The 18411-nt window shown below is 60.4% G+C and carries 15 protein-coding genes; 7 read left to right on the top strand and 8 right to left on the bottom strand.

Features of this window, described 5'->3' with window-relative positions; all coding sequences use genetic code 11:
• Positions 1-64 precede the first annotated feature (64 nt).
• On the bottom strand, positions 65-3082 hold the full coding sequence (locus tag IIY41_RS13805) for an EAL domain-containing protein (RefSeq protein WP_287401217.1): 3018 nt from the start codon (positions 3080-3082) through the stop codon (positions 65-67).
• A gap of 34 nt (positions 3083-3116) precedes the next feature.
• Complete coding sequence (locus IIY41_RS13800) at positions 3117-4571, bottom strand: extracellular solute-binding protein (protein ID WP_117460663.1); 1455 nt, start codon at positions 4569-4571, stop codon at positions 3117-3119.
• A gap of 248 nt (positions 4572-4819) precedes the next feature.
• On the opposite strand from IIY41_RS13800, the gene IIY41_RS13795 reads away from it, so the two are divergent.
• The 6 genes from IIY41_RS13795 to proS all read left to right on the top strand — a co-directional run bounded on the left by IIY41_RS13795 (position 4820) and on the right by proS (position 11998).
• Positions 4820-5167 carry an Asp23/Gls24 family envelope stress response protein gene (locus IIY41_RS13795; RefSeq protein WP_287401215.1) on the top strand — a complete coding sequence of 116 codons (348 nt, stop codon included), beginning with the start codon at positions 4820-4822 and terminating at the stop codon, positions 5165-5167.
• Between the two features lie 60 nt (positions 5168-5227).
• Positions 5228-6919, top strand: a complete 1692-nt coding sequence (locus IIY41_RS13790) for a DAK2 domain-containing protein (RefSeq protein WP_055081505.1) — start codon at positions 5228-5230, stop codon at positions 6917-6919.
• A gap of 202 nt (positions 6920-7121) precedes the next feature.
• Positions 7122-9173, top strand: coding sequence for an ATP-dependent DNA helicase RecG (recG, locus tag IIY41_RS13785; RefSeq protein ID WP_058722903.1), 2052 nt, complete (start codon positions 7122-7124; stop codon positions 9171-9173).
• A gap of 129 nt (positions 9174-9302) precedes the next feature.
• Positions 9303-10028, top strand: a complete 726-nt coding sequence (locus IIY41_RS13780) for a DUF554 domain-containing protein (RefSeq protein ID WP_050005677.1) — start codon at positions 9303-9305, stop codon at positions 10026-10028.
• 215 nt (positions 10029-10243) lie between these two features.
• Positions 10244-10471, top strand: a complete 228-nt coding sequence (acpP, locus tag IIY41_RS13775; RefSeq protein WP_009325321.1) for an acyl carrier protein — start codon at positions 10244-10246, stop codon at positions 10469-10471.
• A gap of 90 nt (positions 10472-10561) precedes the next feature.
• Entirely contained in the window at positions 10562-11998 is a 1437-nt protein-coding gene (gene proS / locus IIY41_RS13770) for a proline--tRNA ligase (RefSeq protein WP_009325322.1), read from the top strand.
• Between the two features lie 74 nt (positions 11999-12072).
• Here proS and rfbB read toward each other — a convergent pair whose 3' ends face one another.
• The 4 genes from rfbB to IIY41_RS13750 form a co-directional block, all read right to left on the bottom strand.
• Positions 12073-13128: a dTDP-glucose 4,6-dehydratase gene (gene rfbB, locus IIY41_RS13765; protein ID WP_050005675.1), complete on the bottom strand. Its 1056-nt coding sequence runs from the start codon at positions 13126-13128 to the stop codon at positions 12073-12075.
• 4 nt (positions 13129-13132) lie between these two features.
• On the bottom strand, positions 13133-14035 hold the full coding sequence (gene rfbD / locus IIY41_RS13760) for a dTDP-4-dehydrorhamnose reductase (protein WP_009325324.1): 903 nt from the start codon (positions 14033-14035) through the stop codon (positions 13133-13135).
• Between the two features lie 50 nt (positions 14036-14085).
• The gene (gene rfbA / locus IIY41_RS13755; RefSeq protein WP_009325325.1) at positions 14086-14970 is read right to left on the bottom strand and encodes a glucose-1-phosphate thymidylyltransferase RfbA; all 885 of its coding nucleotides are present in this window, start codon (positions 14968-14970) and stop codon (positions 14086-14088) included.
• A gap of 98 nt (positions 14971-15068) precedes the next feature.
• Entirely contained in the window at positions 15069-15845 is a 777-nt protein-coding gene (locus IIY41_RS13750; protein ID WP_055081508.1) for a glycosyltransferase family 2 protein, read from the bottom strand.
• A gap of 129 nt (positions 15846-15974) precedes the next feature.
• Here IIY41_RS13750 and IIY41_RS13745 point away from each other — a divergent pair, with 129 nt between their 5' ends.
• Positions 15975-16367, top strand: a complete 393-nt coding sequence (locus IIY41_RS13745) for a putative ABC transporter permease (protein WP_009325327.1) — start codon at positions 15975-15977, stop codon at positions 16365-16367.
• Positions 16368-16427: 60 nt separating this feature from the next.
• Here the strand turns inward: IIY41_RS13745 and IIY41_RS13740 are convergent, their stop codons facing one another.
• Positions 16428-17156: a response regulator transcription factor gene (locus IIY41_RS13740; RefSeq protein WP_082052235.1), complete on the bottom strand. Its 729-nt coding sequence runs from the start codon at positions 17154-17156 to the stop codon at positions 16428-16430.
• A gap of 385 nt (positions 17157-17541) precedes the next feature.
• Complete coding sequence (locus tag IIY41_RS13735) at positions 17542-18399, bottom strand: carbohydrate ABC transporter permease (RefSeq protein WP_050005672.1); 858 nt, start codon at positions 18397-18399, stop codon at positions 17542-17544.
• Positions 18400-18411: the final 12 nt, after the last annotated feature.

The raw sequence follows: 18411 nt of genomic DNA, 5'->3' as shown, positions 1-18411 counted from the left end.
GGCGGCCTTTTCAGGCCGCGCCGGGGCGTTCTGTTCTGTTTTCCGCTTTTCTGCCCGGCGGCGGTCAATCCATTTCCCCGCGCAGCGCACGCAGACATTCAGCCCCCTCCGGCGTGACGGGAGGCGGCAGCAGAGCCGGGCGGGCCAGAAAATAGCCCTGCACATAATCCACGCCCAACGCAGCCAGAGCCTCCAGCTCGGCACGCGTTTCCACACCCTCTCCTACCAGCGCTATGCCTCGCACATGGGCGTAGGACACCAGATTTTCTACCAGCTGGCGCTTGTCGTCGTCCTGGTCCACGCCGCGCACGATGGCAACATCGATTTTCACATAATCCGGCTGCACAGCCAGCAGCATGGCCTCGCCGTTATAGCCGCTGCCGTAATCGTCCAGCGCCAGCTTTCCGCCGCTGCGCATCAATGCCTGCATTTTTACCGCCTGAAGATCGGCGTCTATGCGCGTGACCTCCGTCAGTTCCAGCACGACGCGGGACAGGTAGTCCCGGTATTCGCGATGAAACCGCGCCGTATCCTCGGGCAGCATGGCCTGGTTGGAAAGGGAGTTGATGAATACGCGGCAGCCCTCCGGGACGTGCCCTGCACGGCAGTGCGCCGCGAATGCGCCCATGGCCGTATGCCAGGTAAGAGTCTCCACCGCGCGCAGCTTGCCCTCCTGCCGCGCCAGTTCCAGCACGGCCAGCGGCGAGGACAGCTCCGGCGTGCGGGGGCGCATCAGCGCTTCGTAAGCAAAAATGCGGCCCGTGCTCACCTCTACGATGGGCTGGAAGTGGTAATCCACCAGCCGCTGCTCCAGCAAACGGTGCAGCACGCCGCGGCTCTGCACCAGATAGGTGTCACGCCGGTATGCCTCGCCGTCGAATTCCGCAAATTCGCCCTTGCCGCTGTTCTTCACCTGGTACATGGCGAAATCCGCATAGCGCACCAGCTCGTCGAACCGGTCGCTGTCCGCCGGATACCAAGCCACGCCGCCGGAAGCCCGCACCGGCTGGCGCACGCCGTCGGGCAGCGTAAGCGAAGCCCGCGTCATACGCTGGCACAGCAGGGCGATCTGCCCGCGCACTTCTTCCTGTGTGTCATAACCGTGGAACAGCACGAAGAACTCATCGCCGGACATGCGTGCCACAAGGCAGCGTTCCCCGTCGGGGCTGGGAAGGCTCGCGGCCATACAGCGGATATAGGCGTCGCCCATATCGTGGCCGTAGGTATCGTTGATATACTTCAGGTTGTCCAGATCCAGCATCACCAGCGCACCCACACACGCCGCCTGCGGCCCTCGGGCCAGCAACGCCAGCGCCATACGTTTGAATGCGCGGCGGTTATAAAGCTCGGTGAGCACGTCGTGGTCACGCTCGTATTCCATGCGTTCCAACGACATCCTGTCACTGGTGATGTCCTCGGCCAGGCCCGTCCAGCGGGAACTGCTGCGCAGCAGGCGCATACGCACCCAGCGCACGCCGTCCGGCTCCGGCATGCGGAAAATGTATTCCGTATGCTCGTCGTCGGTTTTTTCCCGTTCCGTCACATAGACGTGCAGGGCATCCATCGCTCTCTCGAAGGACTGTGGGCCGCGCACGGTGCTCGCCAGCTCCGGACGGCCGAATACGTCGAAAAACTGGTCGGTGAGGAACAGCGTGCCGTCCCGGCCGTCCACCTCAAAACCGCCCATGCGCACGCTGGCCATCTCCAGGATCTGGGTGAACTTGCCGCCCGCGCGCAGCACTTCGTCGCTGAGCGTCTCGATGGAGCCGGCCAGTGCGTCCAGCTCTGTGATATCCGTTTTTTGCAGGCGGGCGGGAGCCGCCGGGTCCGTCGCGCGCACTTCGGCCGCCAGCTTGACGATGGGCTGCGAAACCGAACGTACGGTGATCAGGATCGTCACCAGACTGGTGAGAACGATGGATGCCAGCAGCGCCAGCATAATCAGCAGCGTATCGTGCTTGAGCGCGAACAGCGTGCGGCCCGGCACCGCCCCCAGCAGAACCCACTGATCATCTGCAAAAGGCGTGTTCGTATTGTACAGGTTCAGCACGGCGGAGCAGACGTACATCTCCTCGCCGCCGCCCCGCTCCAGCGTGTAAAGGCCTGCGCTCTCCTTTTCCAGATATACGGTGCTGAACCCGGAAGCCGCCAGATAGACAGGACCGCTCACCACCTGCGGCCGGACGGATGCTTCCGGGTCGGCCGCGCCGCGCACGCCCAAGATGTAAGCGCTGCCGTGATCCTCTGAAAGCTCGTCGTAAGGCAGCAACCGCAGCAGGTAGTCCTCGAGGATATCCACACCCAAAACACCGTACACCGTTCCGTCGGGCGCGATGAGCGGAACCGAATAAGAGATCAGACGGATGTTATCGCCGCTCAGCGTGTGCGGCGCAGCCCAATAGCCCGCATTTTCCCAGCCAAGGGACGGGTCCTCCACCGCCGCGTTGTAGGGTCTTATCAGGCAGGCATTGGCCCGCGCGGTGTCCCCCTCCAGCACGAACATCGGCTTCCAGTTGCTGTCCATGGCGATGCCGAGGCCGCGCACCAGTTCCAGCGGCGCGCGCTCCAGCAGCAGATCGCCGTTGCCGGCGCTGGTGTGGGCGGAGGGGTCTCTGTCGCGCAGGTAAAGCCCGGGCAATTGCAGGCTCTCGCTCAGTTCCTGCGGGAACGTCTGCGTGTTCAGTACGACAAAAGCCCCCGTCACGCTGTTTGTACGCATCAGAGAGACGAGTTCCGGCGCTGCCTGTTCCAGAAACGCGTTGTACTGGGCGGGGTCCGACGCCAGCTCTCCAGGCGTGACGGAGCCGTCCTGCACAAGGCCCTCGTACAGCTCGCCCAATACCTCCTGCGTCAGGCTGAGGTTGGACCAGCGGCGCACCATATCGTCTTCCAAATAGCCCGCCCGGCTCTGTACGCGCTGGTCCAGCACCGCGTATGCATTTTCGTCCATGCGTTCCAGCAGGCCTGAAAAATAAACTCCACCGATGAGCACGGCCACCTGGACCGTCAGCAGCAAGCATATGGGCACGAGCAGGCGGCGGCGGATCGACCGCCCATGCCTGCGCCTTTTTTCCCCATTCATCCGCTGTCCCGCCTTTCCAGCCATTATCTGTCTGTCAGCCCGCGATGCACATCTCCAGCGCCGTGCGCGTCTCCTCATACCACGCCTCGAAATTTTCATCCGTTACAAACTGCGCGGCCGCCTCTTCGTGCGGCATGCCCTCCGCCGTCAGCGCAAGGAACGCCTCGCGGTCCGCCCGTGCCTTTTCCACCATGGAATCGTTGAGGATGGCACGTGCCGCAGTGCCGTTCCTGAATGCTTTTGTAGTGTACATCTGGTTCTCGCCCGTCATGCCGATAGCGTTCGTGATGATGGCGCGCATTTTGGAACTGGCGCCTGCCGCGTCCATCGCCTGTTCCACAAACGTCATTTCATTGGCTTCTTTTTTCACCGGCACATAGCCGGAACCCAGCGAAAATTCCAGATTTCGCCCGGCTTCTGTGAACCACTTGAGAAATTCCACCGAAGCCTCAACTTCCTGCGGAGCGGCATTCGTCACAACAAGGCCCGCGCCCTGTTGCACGGCAAAATCTTCCCCGCCCTCGAATTTAGGGCATGGGTAGGCGCGCATCTCGATGGGATAACTCTCGGTATCGCTGAGGATGCATTCATCCGGGAAATAGGCAGCGCCCGAGGAGGATCCGACGCAGGCGATGATATTGCCCATTTTGATGTCGTCGCTGCGAAAGCGCCCGGACGCGCCGAACCAGCCGTTGATGAACGGCACATAGTAATTGTCCCACAGGCGGCGGACCACATCTTTATCGAAATCCAGCACCGGTGCGCCGTCCTCCACACGCAGAAGCTCCACGCCCAGCTGGCGCGCACCGATGATCATGTAATTGGCAAACGCGTCGCGGCCAAAAAACGCCTTTCCGTCGTCCGAAATATCCGGCGTTTGAGCGTCCGTCCACTCATAATATTGGCGCGCCGTCTCGGTAATGCCCTCCACAGTGGCAAAGGCGCTGTCATCCGCGCCCGTGGCAGCGGCGAATTTTTCCCAATCCGTCGCATTCAGCATCAGCAGCTCCACGGATTTTGCGATGGGGAATATCTTCAGCGTTCCCTCGCCCGAAAACGCGCCTTCCTCCAGATAGCCCGGCACATATTCAGCCAGCTCCTCGTCCGTCAGGTAGGGACGCAGGTCCGCCACAAGGCCAAGCCGGTCCACCGCATAGGCAGTGTCGGCGTAGGCGGCAAAAATATTGGGCACCTCCGGCGCGCCCACCTCCCGGTTGGCCGCAGCCAGCACGCTGGTCTCCAGATCCGTTACGGTGGCCTGGCTGGACTGCTGTACCGCGATGCCCTTTTCCCGGCCCACAGTCTCGTTGAATTCATTGACAAGATCCGCAAACGCCTGCTGCTGCGGGCCGTTGTAATAGTGCCAGACTGTCACGGTGACGGGGTTTTCCGGGCTGAACGCAGCGGAGCCGGACGCACCGGAGGCACACCCTGTTAAAAACAGCGCCGCCGCAAGGCACAGCGCCGCGATGCGTTTTGCATGCTTCATAAAAACTTCCTTTCCCGCACGCCGCGTCCGCCGCCGGCTGCGCGCAGCACGGGCCCGGCCCGCCGCTGCTTTCGTATGTTCAATTATTCTACCATATGCGACACAAATAAACTACATCTATTTCCGTACGTGCATGCGAAAAAGAAATAAACCCGTGCAAAACCTGTACAATCGGGCCTTTGCGGTGTATAATATAGTGGATTCCATCGCGCGGAGGCCCCGCGCGTGCAGTAAAGGAGTGATCGGTTTTGATCAAGTTCTACAACCCCCTTGGCAAGGTCTGCATGACCAGCGACTATTTCGCGGGCCTGGTGGGCGCCGCCGCCCAGAGCTGCTACGGTGTGTGCGACATGGCCACGGGCGGCACGTCCGACAGTCTCAAAACCATCGTGCTCGGCACCAATTATCCCGACAAGGGTGTACGCGTCACGGAAGAGGACGGCAAGCTGGTGATCGAGCTGCATATCAAGGTGACCTACGGGCTGAACATTGCGGCCATCGTGCGCAGCATCACTCATAAAGTGAAGTACGCCGTGGAGGACGCCACTACTTTGAAGGTGGAGCGCATCGACGTTTACGTGGACGACATCGTCTGAAGCGTGCCCGTCCGGGCACCCGGCCGCCGGCCGAAACATTGTTTGAGGTGAAGAAACGAAATGATTACTGGTTTGACTTTGAAAAACAGCATCATCTCCGGCGCGAACAACCTTTCCAACCGCCGCGCCAAGGTCGACGAGCTGAACGTTTTCCCCGTGCCGGACGGCGATACCGGCACCAACATGGGCATGACCATCGGCGCCGCGCGGGCAGAGCTTCTGAACCTGCCCGACGACTGCACCGTGGAAAAGGCCGCGCAGGTAACGGCCAGCGCCATGCTGCGCGGCGCGCGCGGCAACTCCGGCGTTATTTCCAGCCTGCTGTTCCGCGGCTTTTCCAAGGCGCTGCAGGGCAAAAAAACAGCCGATGCAGAGGACCTTGTGCAGGCGCTGGAAAAAGGCGTTGAGGGTGCATACAAGGCCGTGATGAAACCCACCGAGGGCACGATGCTGACGGTGGCCCGTGTGGCCAGCGAGGAAGCCGCGGCCAGCGGCATCGCGGACGCGGTGGAGCTGTGGCAGCTGGTGTGCACCGCCGCCCAGCGCGCGCTGGACAACACGCCCGAGCAGCTGCCGGTGCTGAAAAAGGCCGGCGTTGTGGACGCGGGCGGCCAGGGCCTTGTGTATATCTTCGAGGGCATGCTCTCCGTTTTTAAAGACAACCATATCATCGCCGCTGACGAAGCGCCGGAGAAGAGCGCCAAGCTCTCCACCAGCGGCGCAGGCAAGGGCGTTTACACCGACGACCTGATGAAGGTCGAAGACATCAAAAACGGTTACTGCACCCAGTTTCTGGTGAACAAAAACGACGGTGCCAGCAGCAATAAGCTGCGCGCCTTCCTGGAGAGCAACGGCGACAGCGTCGTGGTCATCGAGGACGATGAGGTCATCAACTGCCACGTCCACACTGCGGACCCGGGCAAGATCGTCAGCCATGCGCTGCAGTACGGCTACCTGACGAATTTCAAAATTGAAAACATGCACGAGCAGTTTCTGTCCCGCCAGGCGCAGGGCGAGGGGCTGAAAAAGCAGGCCGCCGCCGAGGCCGCGGATACGGGCAACGAGTTCACCTACGCCGCTGTGGACAACGACCGGGCGTTTGGCTTCGTGGCCGTCGCCGCAGGCGAGGGCCTCAAGGCCATCTTCACCGACCTTGGCGCTGACGCCGTGGTGTCCGGCGGGCAAACGATGAATCCCTCCACGGCCGATATCGTGGCCGCTGTGCAGAGCGTGCCCGCCAAGACGGTGTTTGTGCTGCCCAACAACAAAAACATCATTATGGCCGCCGAGCAGGCCCAGGGCATTGCGGACCGCACTATCGTCGTGCTTTCCACCCGCACCATTCCCCAGGGCATCACAGCTATGCTCAACTTTGACCCGGACGCCTCCGAGTACGAAAACGCCACCAACATGATGCAGGCGGCGGACAAAGTTGCAACAGGCCTTGTCACCTTTGCTGCCCGCGACAGCGATTTCGACGGCCGCAAGATCAAAAAAGGCGAGATCCTGGCGCTGGAGAACGGCAAGCTGGTGGCCACGGGCACCGACGTCACCAAGGTGACGTACCGCCTGGCGCGCAGCATGTGCAAAAAAGATACGAATTTCATCACCGTCATCTCCGGCTGCGATGTCAGCGAGGAGGACGCCGCCCGCACCACTGAGCTGGTACAGGCGAAATGCCCGGCAGGCATCGAAGTCACACACCTGAACGGCGGCCAGCCGGTGTATTACTATATCATAAGCGTGGAATAATAACCTTCCGGCCGCCGGCGCGGCCGCGCGCTGATGCATCCGCGTACATGGGATTGCTGTGCCCGCCGAATGGTTGCGGGACAGTACGTGGGACTGTGCGCTTAGCAACAGGATATGACCAGAAATATAAGCGCCGCCGGAATCGGCGGCGCTTTTTTTATTCACTGCTCACTGCCGTGAATGCCGCGTACCCGGTATCCACGTGCATACCGCAGAAAAGGAGGGCGCAGGCTTGGATATCCGCTATTTAAAAGGCGTTGGGGAAAAACGTGCCGCTCAGCTCACCAGGCTGGGCATCCGCACTGTGGACGACCTTCTGGGCCTTTACCCCCGGGATTATGTGGACTACTCCCACCCCTACCCTGTTGCCGGCGCCCCCTATGACGTGAAGTGTGTGGTGCGCGCCACCGTATACGGCAAAAACGGCGGCGCGCGCATCCGCGGCGGCCGCCAGATGGCAAAGGCAACGGCCGGAGATGATACAGCCGGTTTAATTTTGACCTATTTCAACAATCCGTATGCGCTTCAAAAGCTGGAAGTCGGGCGCGAATATCTGTTCTTCGGCAAAGTGGGCGGCACATTCACGGCACGGGAGATGGTGAATCCCGTAATGCTGACGGTAGAGAGCGCCGCGGCCTCGCCACTGGTGCCTGTGTATCCGCAGACAGAGGGCGTGAGCAGCGCGTACCTGGCCAAGTGTGTGCGTGCTGCATTTGCCGCCGCACCGGATATCGAAGAACCGCTGCCCGCCGCGCTGATCGAAAAATACCGCCTGTGCGGCAAGGCCGAGGCCTTGCAGAAGATTCACTTCCCCCAGAGCCGGCAGGACGTGCAGGCTGCGCGGCGGCGGCTGATCTTCGAGGAGCTTCTGGCGCTGCAGCTGGGCCTGCTGCTGCTGCGCGGACGGGAGGCCGCACACACGGGCGCGCCCATGCGCCCGGCGGACCTGTCCCCTTTTTGGAACGCACTGCCCTTCGCGCCCACCGGCGCACAGCGGCGCGCAGCACAGGAGATTTTAGCCGATTTGGGGAAAAAGACGCCCATGAACCGGCTTTTACAGGGCGACGTGGGCAGCGGAAAAACGCTGGTGGCGGCGGCGGGCGTTTACGCGGCCGCGCAGAGCGGCTACCAGAGCGTGCTCATGGCCCCCACCGAGATTTTAGCGGCACAGCACGCGGACACGCTGGACCGCCTGCTGGCGCCGCTGGGCATCCGTGTGGCGCTGCTGACGGGCAGCGTGAAGGGCGCGGCGAAAAAGGCCGCGCTGCGGGCCATTGCCGCGGGTGAAGTGGAACTGGTGGTAGGTACTCACGCTGTGCTGAGCGCGGGCGTGGAATTCGCGCGGCTGGGCTTTGCGGTGACGGACGAGCAGCACCGCTTCGGCGTGCGGCAGCGCAGCCTGCTGGCCGCCAAGGCCGACCATCCCCACCTGCTGGTGATGAGCGCCACGCCCATTCCCCGCACGCTGGGGCTTCTGATGTTCGGAGACCTGGACATCTCGGTGCTGGATGAACTGCCGCCCGGGCGCACACCCGTCAAGACCTATGCCATCACGGGCAAAAAGCGCGCGGACATGTACGGCTTTGTGCGCAGGCAGCTGGCCGCCGGGCGGCAGGCATACATCGTATGCCCCGTCATCGACGAGGGAGAAAACGACATGCAGGCCGTCACCACCTATTACACGGACGTAGCCCAGCCCCTTTTGGAGCATTACCGCGTGGGACTGATGCATGGGCGGCTGAAGGCCGCGGAAAAGGCCGCCGTGATGGACGCCTTTAAGGCCGGTGCGCTGGACGTGCTGGTGTCCACCACGGTCATCGAGGTGGGCGTGGACGTGCCCAACGCCAATATCATCGTGATCGAAAACGCCGAGCGGTACGGCCTTTCGGCACTGCACCAGCTGCGCGGGCGCGTGGGACGCGGCAAAGGCGAAGCGTACTGTGTGCTCATCAGCGACCATGCGACCGATGCGGTAAAAAAGCGGCTCTCGTTTTTATGCCATACGAACGATGGCTTCGAAATCGCAAAATTCGATCTGGAAACACGCGGGCCGGGCGACTTTTTCGGCAGCCGGCAGCACGGCCTGCCCACGCTGCGCATCGCGGACCTGATGGCCGACAGCCGTGCATTGTATGCGGCCCAGAAGGAGGCTCTGGCGCTCGTCGGAGCGGACCCGGCGCTGCGCAGCCCCGGAAACGCGGGGCTGCGACGTCTGGCCGAGGAGCTGTTCTCCGGCGACACGGCACTGAACTGAAACGGAAAAGCGGCACTGTATGGGGCAAACGCGGAACCATCCGAAGGCATTCCGGTGGCGGCGCGCATGCATTCGCTGTAAGCGGGCACAGTGCCGTCCGGATAAAAGAAATGCGGGGGGACGGAAAAAATGACAGGCACGCTGGTAAACGCCGCGGCCATCGCGGCGGGAGGCTGCGTTGGGCTGCTGCTGAAAAAAGGGGTAAAGGGCAGCCATCAGGACTCCATCAACAAGGCGCTTGGCGTTGCGGTGCTGGTGCTGGGGCTCAACGGCGTAATCTCCTCCATGTTCACGGTGAACGCGGACGGTACGCTGGCCTCCTCGGGCGAGCTGCTGCTCATCATCAGCCTGGTGCTGGGCACGCTGGCGGGCGAGGCGCTGCGCATCGACGACAGGCTGAACGGCTTGTCCGGCCTTGTGGAGCGCAGGCTGCACCTTTCGGGCTTTGCCCAAAGCTTTGTGAACGGCGCCCTCATCTACTGCGTGGGCGCGATGGCCATCATCGGCGCGCTGAACGACGGGCTGCGGGGCGATGCCTCGGTGCTGTACATCAAAAGCCTGCTGGACGGCATCTCCTCTGTGGTGCTGGGCGCAACGCTGGGCCCGGGCGTCATCTTTGCCGCGTTGCCTGTTCTGGTATACCAGGGAGCCATTTCCCTTCTGGCGGGTGCGCTGGAACCGTTCCTCGCGGGTGAATTGCTGGGGCAGATCTGCGGCGTGGGCTACTGCCTGGTGCTGTGCATCGGCATCAACTTTCTCGGCATGACGAAGATCAAGACCGCCAATATGCTGCCGGCGCTGCTGGTACCTGTGCTGTGGAGTTTTCTGCAGCCGCTGTTCAGCGGGGCGGCATAAAGCGCGGCATGTTCCGTCCTTTTTGCAGATGTTCAACAAAACAAAAGCACTGTTTCGGGCGGCGGTTTTTGCTGTTTTCGCGCATATGAAATGCCGCGCAAAAATATTTTGCGAATACGCTTGACATCCTCTGTAAAACACGATATAAAGTTTATAAGACCTTTGCGCGGCCTCTTGCGCGCCGCGCGCAGAGATATTTTGGAGGGAATTTAGTTATGGTTTTTGAGCGCATCCGCGAGATCATCTGCGACCAGCTTGATTTGGAGGAAGACAAAGTCACCATGGACTCCGATATCATGGAAGATTTCGAGGCGGACAGCCTGGACGTTGTCGATCTCGTGATGTCCATTGAGGACGAATTCGGCCTGGAAGTGCCGGACGACCAGATCGAGAACTTCCGCACGGTCGGTGACGTTGTCCGCTATATCGAAGAAAATTCCTGAGCATCTGCCTGACGACGATCCCCCATGCGCACAGCAGGGGGATTTTTTGTGTGCCTGTGGCGCGAACGGAAAAGAAGAGGAGTCAAAACAATGAGCCAGAACAAAAAAATGGTGGAGGCCATCACCCCCATCAACGAAGATTTCACCCAATGGTATACCGACATCTGCCTGAAAGCAGAGCTGGTGGATTATTCCACCGTCAAGGGCTGCGTCATTCTGCGGCCTTACGGCTATGCCATCTGGGAAAACATCATGCATCTGCTGGACGCGCGCTTTAAGGCCACAGGGCACGAGAACGTAGCCATGCCGCTGTTCATCCCCGAAAGCCTGCTGCAAAAGGAAAAAGACCATGTGGAGGGCTTTGCCCCCGAGGTGGCCTGGGTGACGATGGGCGGCTCCGAGCCGCTGGAGGACCGCCTCTGCGTGCGCCCCACCAGCGAGACGCTGTTCTGCGACCATTTCGCCCACGTGCTGCACTCCTATCGGGACCTGCCCATGAAATACAACCAGTGGTGCAGCGTGGTGCGCTGGGAAAAAACCACGCGCCCCTTCCTGCGCACGCGGGAATTCTGGTGGCAGGAGGGCCATACCATCCACGAAACCGCGCAGGAGGCCATCGAGGAGACCGAGCAGCAGCTGGAGACCTACGCTGATTTTTGTGAAAACGAGCTGAACATTCCCGTGCTCAAGGGTAAAAAGACGGACAAGGAAAAATTTGCGGGCGCGGAAGCCACCTATACCATCGAGGCCATGATGCACGACGGCAAGGCGCTGCAGAGCGGCACCAGCCATTACTTTGGCGACGGGTTCTCCCGCGCGTTCGGCGTGCAGTTTACGGGACGCGACAATACGCTGCAGTATCCCTTCCAGACAAGCTGGGGTATGAGCACGCGCCTCATCGGCGCCATCATCATGACTCATGGCGACGACGAGGGGCTCATCCTGCCTCCGGCCATTGCGCCGTACCAGGTGGTCATCGTACCGGTGGCCGCCCACAAGCCCGGCGTGCTGGAAAAGGCCGAGGAGCTGCGCGCGCGGCTCTCTAAATTCGTGCGTGTGAAGCTGGACGACAGCGAAAACAGCCCAGGCTGGAAATTTGCCCAGTGGGAGATGAAAGGCGTGCCTCTGCGCCTGGAGATCGGGCCCAAGGACATCGAGAACGGCCAATGCGTGCTGGTGCGCCGTGACAACCGGGAAAAGGCCTTCACAAAGCTGGAAGACCTGGAGGCCGCCATCCCCGCTCTGCTGGACGCGCTGGGCAAAAGCCTGTACGCCCGCGCCGAGGCAAACCGCGCCGGGCGCACCTGGACGGCCACGACCATGGACGAGGTGCTGGAGCGCGCCGGAGGCGAGAACGGCTACATCAAGACCATGTGGTGCGGCGATCTGGCCTGCGAGGAAATGATGAAGGAAAAGGCGGGGCTTTCCAGCCGGTGCATGCCTTTCGCGCAGGAGCATCTTTCCGACGTATGCCCCTGCTGCGGCAAGCCCGCGAAGGCCATGGTGGTGTGGGGCAAGGCGTATTGAGAACGCCGCCCAGCCACCGGACAAACAGCAAAAAACAAGCGCCGCCCCCGGGGGCGGCGCTTTTGCATTCCGTTCTATTTGTTTTTGTACATCTCGGCATAATATTTCTGGTAATCGCCGCTGGTCACGTTTTTCATCCAGTCCTCGTGCTCCAGATACCAGTTGATGGTCTTTTCGATTCCCACCTCGAACGTCGTCTCGGGGTACCAGCCCAGCTCGTTCTTGATCTTTTCCGGGTCGATGCCGTAGCGGCGGTCGTGGCCCATGCGGTCCTCCACATATTTGATGAGCGATTCGTCGATGGACGGGTCTACTTTATCGTGCAGGATCTCAATGATCTTCTTCACGATAAAGATGTTCGGACGCTCGTTATGGCCGCCCACATTGTACACCTCGCCCACGCGCCCGCCGCTGGCCACCATGTCGATGGCCTTGCAGTGGTCCTCCACATACAGCCAATCGCGCACGTTCATGCCGTCGCCGTACACGGGCAGGCCTTTTTTTGTTTTGGCGTTGTTGATCATCAGCGGGATAAGCTTTTCCGGGAACTGGTACGGACCATAGTTGTTGGAGCAGCGGGTAATGTTCACAGGCATGCCGTAGGTATCGCCGAAGGCCTTCACGAACAGGTCCGCGCTCGTCTTGCTGGCGGAGTAGGGGCTGTGGGGGTCCAGCGGAGTGGTCTCCATGAAATAGCCTGTCTCGCCCAGGCTGCCGTACACCTCGTCCGTGGAGACCTGCAGATACTTTTTGCCCTCGGCCCACTTGCCGTCCCTATACCAGGCGTTCTTGGCGCACTGCAGCATATTCACTGTGCCCTCCACGTTCGTCTTGACGAAGATCTCGGGGTTCGTGATGCTGCGGTCCACATGGCTCTCAGCCGCAAAGTTGATGACAAAATCAAAATCATACTGTCCGAACAGCGCCGTGATGGCCTCCCGGTCGCAGATATCGGCCTGCACGAATACATGGCGTTTGTCGCCCTCGATGCTCTTGAGGTTCTCCAGATTGCCCGCATAGGTCAGCTTGTCCACGTTGACAATGGTGATATCCTTGTACTTCTCCAGCATATACAGCACGAAGTTGGAGCCGATGAACCCGGCGCCGCCGGTGACGAGATAGGTTTTCATGTGTTTACTCCTCCGGTTTGTAGTTTTCAAAAAAACAGGCCAGCGCGGTTTTCCAATCGCGCATTTCATTTCCGATAGTCGCTTTCAGCATGGCGTTTTCCAGCGCCGAATACGCCGGGCGCGGCGCGATCTGCTTTTTCGCTCCGGCGATGAACTGCTCCGTCGTGCAGGGCGTCACCGTGGCGGGGATGCCGGAAAGGCGGATGATCTCGGCTGCGAACTCGCACCAGGAGCACACGCCCTCGCCCGTGCAGTGGTACACGCCGTATTCCTTGGTCACCAGCAGATTCAATATCTCGTGGGCCAGATCCGCCGCATTGGTGGGGTTGCCCAGCTGGTCGTCCACCACCGTCACGCCGCCGTTCTGCCTGGCCAGACGAAGCATCGTCTTGACAAAGTTGTTGCCCGCGTAGCCGTACAGCCACGCCGTACGCACAATGAAATAGTGCGTGCAGAACTGCTGTACATACTGCTCGCCCAGCAGCTTTGTTTTGCCGTAGACCGAGCGCGGCGCGGGCAGGTCGTATTCCCAGACGGGCTGCGCCGCGTCGCCGCTGAACACATAGTCCGTGGAGACATGCACCAGCTTTGCGCCGATCTCCTCCGCGGCCATGGCCAGGTTGCGCGCACCCAAGGCATTCACCGCAAAGGCCGCCTCCCGGTTTGTTTCGCAGCCGTCCACATTGGTGAACGCCGCGCAGGAAATGATGGCGTCCGGCGCGTGATGGCGCACATAGGCAGCCACCTCGTGGCGGTTTGTGATGTCCAGCGTGTCCACGTCCGTGGCAAGCACGGTGGCGCGCTGCAGCTTTGCGGGCAGGGGCCCCAGCTCCGTTTTTCCCGCGGCAATGCACCGGCGCAGCTCTGTCCCAAGCTGCCCGTTCGCACCTGTGATGAGTATTTTCATAATATTTTCCTCTTTTTCTGTTTTGCACTTCATTCGGCCCGAAGGGTGCCTCAATACTGCAGCCGCCCCTCAGCCACTCGCTTCAGGTGCTCGCCGTAGGGGCTTTTGCCGTAGCGCCGGGCGCTTTCCATCAGCTTATCCTTTGTGATCCAGCCGTTTTTGTAGGCGATCTCCTCGGGCGCAGAGATCTTGATGCCCTGGCGCTTCTCCACCATGCGCACAAAATCCGCCGCGTCCACAAGGCTGTCCATCGTGCCGGTGTCCAGCCAGGCAAAGCCGCGGCCCAGAAGCTGCACGTCCAGATCACCCTTTTTCAGGTACATCTCGTTGAGCGTCGTGATCTCCAGCTCGCCGCGGGCCGAGGGCCTTACCTCTTTCGCCATCTGAACCACGCGTTTGTCGTAGAAATACAGGCCCGTGATCGCGTAATTGGATTTTGGCTGCGCGGGCTTTTCCTCCACGGAAACGACCTTGCCGTTTTCGTCAAATTCCACGATGCCGAAGCGCTCGGGATCGTTCACATAATAGCCGAACACCGTAGCGCGTCCGTTTTCGGCGTTTTCCACCGCCGCGCGCAGCAGCCTGGAAAAGCCGTTGCCGTAAAAAATGTTGTCGCCCAGCACCATGGCGCATGGCTCGTCCCCGATGAATGCATCCCCCAGAATGAACGCCTGCGCCAGGCCGTCCGGCGAAGGCTGCACCTTGTACGACAGCTTCACGCCGAACTGGCTTCCGTCGCCCAGAAGCGATTCAAAACGGGGCGTGTCCTCCGGTGTTGAGATGATCAGGATATCCTGAATGCCCGCCAGCATCAGCGTGGACAGCGGATAATAGATCATCGGCTTGTCGTACACCGGCAAAAGCTGCTTCGAGGTGACCATCGTCAGCGGATACAACCGCGTGCCGGCGCCCCCGGCCAGTATGATTCCCTTCATTGTTCCTGCTCCTTTGCTTTTCTTTTTTCTCTGCTGTACACCTGCATGCGTAAAGCAATGCAGGCTTCCCCGTGTTTTCCCGGGAAAACACCCGCCCCTCAAACCATTCGGAAACCCCATTTGCGCCAGTAACGGAGCATCGAGCGGATCTGCATCCAGAAATTCTTCCACTTTTTCTTTGTGTCCCGGTGCCAGGCATGATAGACATGCGCCTCGGGCACGTACATCACCTTGCCGTATTCCTGCGCCTTGCGGGTGATATCCGCGTCCTCCACATACATAAAATAACCCTCGTCGAAGCCGCCCATGCGGCGGAACGCCTCGGTGCGCATCACAAAAAAACAGCCCGTGCAGAACTCGATCTCCTGCGGGCAGGACAGATCCTCGTCCTGCATCAGATAATGCCGTTCCACGCCCTTCAAAAACGGCAGCGGAACCTGCCGGGCCAGCAGCGCCAGAAAGCTGGGCCTCCGCTTTGCCGTATACTGCTCGGCCCCGTTCGGGAACAGCAGGCGCGGCGTCGCCATCACCACATCCGGGTGAGCGTCCATCCACGCGCACAGCTTTGAAACGGCGTCGTCGTCCAACGTGATATCCGGGTTCACCACAAAATGGTAAACGCTGTCCAGCTGTGGCAGCACGGTGTTATGCCCGCTGCCGAAGCCCACGTTCTCGGGCAGGCGCACCACCTTCACTCCGGGGCCAAGCTGCTGCGCCGCAAGCCATTCGCCCGCGCCGTCCGGCGAGGCGTTGTCCACCAGTGTGAGCGAAAGCGCCGCGTCCCGTGTGTGCTCCACCAGAGAGCGCGCGGCCTGTGCCGCTTCTTCCCCACCGCCGTACACAACGATGCACGCGCTGACCTTTGTCTTTTGCATAACTACTCCATTCTCAGTTTATGGTCTTATATATTTTACCATCTTTCCCCCACAAATAGCAATGGGCGGCGCAATTGTTTGTGATATTCCGTGCAAAAACGGCGCATCCTATACCCGGGTGATGTGTAAATGAAGGAAAAGGCAACGGCTTTCGCGGTGGGTGCCACCGGATATCCCTGTATCGAGATCCTGGCGCGGGGACACACGCACTGGAGCATGGCCCTGCTGGGCGGCATATGCGTGCTGGCTCTGGTGTGGATCGCGCGGCGGTACCCCGGCATGAACATCGCCGTGCAGGCCGCGCTGGGCACGGCGTTCATCACAGCGGCGGAATTAGCCGTAGGGCTGGTGGTGAACCGGGCGCTGGGCTGGCAGGTATGGGATTACAGCCGGGAATTCGGCAATGTGCTGGGACAGATATGCCCCCTGTTCAGCTTTTACTGGTTTCTGCTGTGCCTGCCCGTGTTCGGCCTGCTGCGTCTGGCCGCACGCTGGAAAGCCAAGCGCGCGTCTGAGGTGTAAGGCGCGCAAAACCGCGCCCCGTGTGCAGCATACGGGGCGCGGTTTTGTTTTAACGCAGGGTCATCTTGCGATCTGCTTATTGCGGTATTCGTTGGCGCTCATATTCTCCATTTTTTTGAAAATGCGGGAAAAATGCGTCACATCCGCAAAGCCCACCGCGTCGCTCACTTCCCAGACCTTGAGGGCTGGGTCGGCCAGCAGCTCCTTTGCTTTGGCGATGCGAACGCCGTTGAGCAGGTCGGAAAAACTCTGGCCCGTGTTCTTGGCAATGAGCTTGGAGAGGTGCCACTGGCTGACGTAGACCTTGTCCGCCACGTCGGGCAGCGTCAGTTTTTCCGCATAATGCTGCTCAATGTACTGTACCGCTTTCTTTATGATGAAATTCTGCGCATTTTCCGCAGACTGCACCGCGCCGGACGCGGGCGCGCCGCCCAGGTTTTCCACCATGACGGCCAGTGCCTCTTCCAGCTCATGCATCTTGCTGGGCTTAAGTACATACCGCACCACACCCAGGCCGATGGCCCGCTGGGCGTATTCAAAATCCGGGAACCCGCTTAGGATCGTCACCTGCATGTCCGGGAACTCGCTGCGTACAGCCGCCAGCAGCGCAAGCCCGTCCGCGCCCGGCATGCAGATATCCGTGAACAGGATATCCGGCCGCTTTTCCCGCAGCACGGCCTGCGCCGCAAGCCCGTCGGACGCGGTAGCCGCCACTTCGCAGCCATACTTCGCCCAGGGCATCACCTTTACCAGGCCGCTGACGATGATATCCTCGTCGTCCACGATCATCACCTTATACATCCTATATCACCACACTGTTTTTGCCTATGGTCATAGTATACCATAACACCGCGAAGCGGCCTCAATAAAACCGCATCTATTGCGGTTTTGCATGGTCCAATGTTCTCAAAGCCCTGTGCGTCAGCACAGGGGCGTGTGCAATGCACACGCGCAGCCGCGCAAGCGGCGGCTTTGAGGTTATTATACCATATTTTTAAGCTCACACTTCGCGTACCGCTCGTGTTCACCAACCGGACATATTATACCATATTTCCATTCCCCCGCCCAACGGTGGAAAAGCGCGGCACCGGGCGCGCTCCATGCACCGAACACAGGACACGCCCGCCCGCCGCGCGAAAAAGGGGAGCACCTGTAAAATGCGCCGCAAAAGCTGTCAGCCCTTCACCGCGCCGGCAGTCATCCCCTTAATGATATAGTTCTGCAGGAAGATATAGACCACCAGCACCGGAATCACGACCATCACCACCGCGGCCACCATCAGGCCGTAGTTCGTGCCCGCCTGGCTGGATATCTCGTTCAGCAGGCGCGTGATGGTGAAGAATTTTTTGCTGCGCAGGAAAAACATCTGTAAAAAAAGGTCGTTGTAGCTCCACAGAAACGTGAAGATGCCCACCGTGGCAAAGCTGGGCTTGGCCAGCGGCATGATGATTCGGAAGAATATCTGGTAGACGTTGTAGCCTTCCAGATAAGCGGCTTCCTCCAGATCCACCGGGAGGCTGCGGATGAAGCCCATCAGCACAATGATGGCAAACGACAGGTTGCCCGCAATCTGCGGCAGGACGACCGAGAGCCGCGTCAGCCAAATGCTGCCTGTATTCACGATGCCCCAGGACGACTCCATGCGGAACACCGGGATGATCGTGGAGAACACCGGGAACATCATGCTGGCGATGATCATGGAATGCAGAAAGCCCCGCAGCCGGAAGCTGTACCGCACCATAGCGTAGGCGGCAAGCCCAGCCAGCACCATCACCACCACAGTGACGGCGCCGCTGATGACAATGCTGTTGACATAGGCCGTGCCGATGTCAACGCGCTTGAAGGCGGTGACGTAGTTCTCCAGTGTGAATTTGTCGCCGATGGGCAGCGAGAATGTATCGCTGCGGATCAGCCCGCGCGGCTTGAAGGAATTGAGGATGACCCAGATAAAAGGATAGATCGTCGTGAGCGCCCACAGGGACATAAACCCATAGAGGAGCGTTTTTCCCACGGGAAAGCGTCTGCGTGTCATAAAAAAGCCCCC

This window comes from Ruthenibacterium sp., from assembly GCF_017421385.1.
GTDB classification, from domain to species: domain Bacteria; phylum Bacillota; class Clostridia; order Oscillospirales; family Ruminococcaceae; genus Ruthenibacterium; species Ruthenibacterium lactatiformans.
Note: the sequence above shows the minus strand (reverse complement) of the source record. Positions and strands in the feature narration are given on the sequence as shown.